3 protein-coding genes are annotated in these 1,964 nt (G+C 68.7%); all 3 read left to right on the top strand.

Translation table 11 applies throughout. The features are described from left to right. Positions 1–569: LLM class flavin-dependent oxidoreductase (locus ABZ453_RS51125; protein WP_359026924.1), on the top strand; the 569-nt coding region annotated here is incomplete at its 5' end. Between the two features lie 124 nt (positions 570–693). Continuing rightward, a complete protein-coding gene (locus ABZ453_RS51120; protein WP_359026922.1) occupies positions 694–885 on the top strand; it encodes a hypothetical protein in 192 nt (63 codons plus the stop codon). 192 nt (positions 886–1,077) lie between these two features. Next, positions 1,078–1,964: MFS transporter (locus ABZ453_RS51115; RefSeq protein ID WP_359026919.1), on the top strand; the 887-nt coding region annotated here is incomplete at its 3' end.

The raw sequence follows: 1,964 nt of genomic DNA, 5'->3' as shown, positions 1-1,964 counted from the left end.
CGGCGAACTTCGGCTCCCCGATCCCGCCGCGCGCGCAGAAGTACGAGCGCGCCGACGAGGTCGTCCAGGTCGTGCAGGCCCTGTGGGGCAGCTGGGAGAAGGACGCCTGGGTCCTCGACGTCGTGGGCAAGCGGTTCGCCGACATGGGCAAGATCCAGCCGGTCAATCTGCAGGGCCGCCATGTCGCGTCCCGTGGGCCGCTGCCCATCCCGCCGTCCGAGCAGGGCCAGCCGGTCATCTTCCAGGCGGGCGGCGGCGGTTACGGCATGGAGCTGGCGGGCCGGTACGCCAGCGGCGTCTACGCCAACCCGATGACGATCGAGGACGCCATCGCCCAGCGGGGCGCCCTGCGGGACGCCGCCAAGCGGGCCGGGCGTGACCCAGACGAGGTGAAGATGTTCGCTGGTTTCATGCCGGCCGTGACAAACCGGGCGCACCCGCTTCCGGTCAGGACTGGCCCCGTCGCTGAACAGGGCGAACGGCTTCCCGTGGGGCCGATTCAAGCCGGAACCGAACACTTACGTGGGTCCAAGTCGGACCGATTCCGGTGGGGCCAGCGGCACCGATAAAGCCAGACAGCCAGGCTGCGGCAGGTCGCACACCTCGGCGTCCGCACCTTCGGCTCCTCCTTCACCCTGCCTGCCCGTCCCGGAAATCCCCATCCGGGTGTAACTCGAGGCACCGGACGGCACATTGTGGATCTGGGGCCCGCCAGAGGCGGCGAACCGCGTCAGCGGACCGGCCCTGGATTTCTGGCTGCTCGTCACACAGCGCCGCCACCGCGACAACCTTGCACTGACCGTCTCCGGTGAGACGGCACGCCAGTGGCTGCGCATCGCCCAGGCCTTCGCCGGCCCCCCGGGGCCGGGACGGCGCCCGAGCTAGGCAACGACGCACACGCGACGCCTGATGGACCACGGCATCCGTGTCGACACGGCCCGGACGCAGGGCGTCACGGAGCGGGCGTCAAGCATCTACGGCCTGAGACACTCACCCAGTCAGTTGCATGAAGCGACTAACTGCGGCTAGCGTCTCGCCACGTCAGTAGGGCGTCCCAACTCACCCAGTGAGGCAGCCATGACCGCATCCAAGGGCAGACCGGAAACCGTGCCCGCCGAGCCGAAACAGGCAGGGGACGCTCAGGATGCCGCCGCCAGACGCCATGCGCTACGGGTATTGGCACTGAGCAGCCTCGGCGCGTTCGTGGTGTTCCTCGACACGACGATAGTCAACGTCGCCTTCGAGACCATGAGCCGCAGTCTCCGTACCTCGGCTGACCACTTGTCGTGGGTACTCAACATCTACAGTCTGATCTTCGCGGCCACCCTCATCCCGGCAGGGCGACTGGCCGACCGCTACGGGCGCAAGCGCGTCTTCCTGACGGGCATCACCGGCTTTGCAGTGACGAGCGCACTGTGCGGCCTCGCGCCGAACGTGGACGTCCTGATCGGCGGGCGGGCGCTGCAGGCGGTCTTCGCCGCTCTGGTCACCCCGACGTCACTCGCCCTGCTCCTGCCCGAATTCCCCCCGGCTCGGCGGCCGGTGGCAATCGGCACGTGGGGCTCGATGAGCGCGCTGGCCGCAGCCGTCGGACCGACGCTCGGCGCACTTTTGACCCAGTACGCCTCCTGGCGCTGGATCTTCTTGGTCAACGTGCCGATCTGCGCCCTGGTCCTCGTTCTCGGCCTGCGCATACTGCGCGAGACTCGCGACCCGCACGCCAAGGGCCTGCCCGACCCGCTCGGCGTGCTCCTGATCGCTGCAATGCCCGCTGCGCTGAGCCTCGGGATCATAGAGGGGCCCAAGTGGGGATGGTCCGACCCGCGCGTGATCGGTGCCTTCTCGCTGGCCGCACTGCTGCTACCGATCTTCATCCTGCGTGACCGTTCAGCGACCCAGCCGGTGCTCGACTTCGCCCTCTTCCGCGTCCGGCAGTTCCGTCTGATCAACGCCGCCACGCTGGT

This window comes from Streptomyces sp. NPDC005799, from assembly GCF_040630525.1.
Taxonomy (GTDB): Bacteria; Actinomycetota; Actinomycetes; order Streptomycetales; family Streptomycetaceae; genus Streptomyces; species Streptomyces griseorubiginosus_B.
The sequence above is the reverse complement of the archived record's forward strand: the minus strand, read 5'-3'. Positions and strand labels throughout refer to the sequence as shown.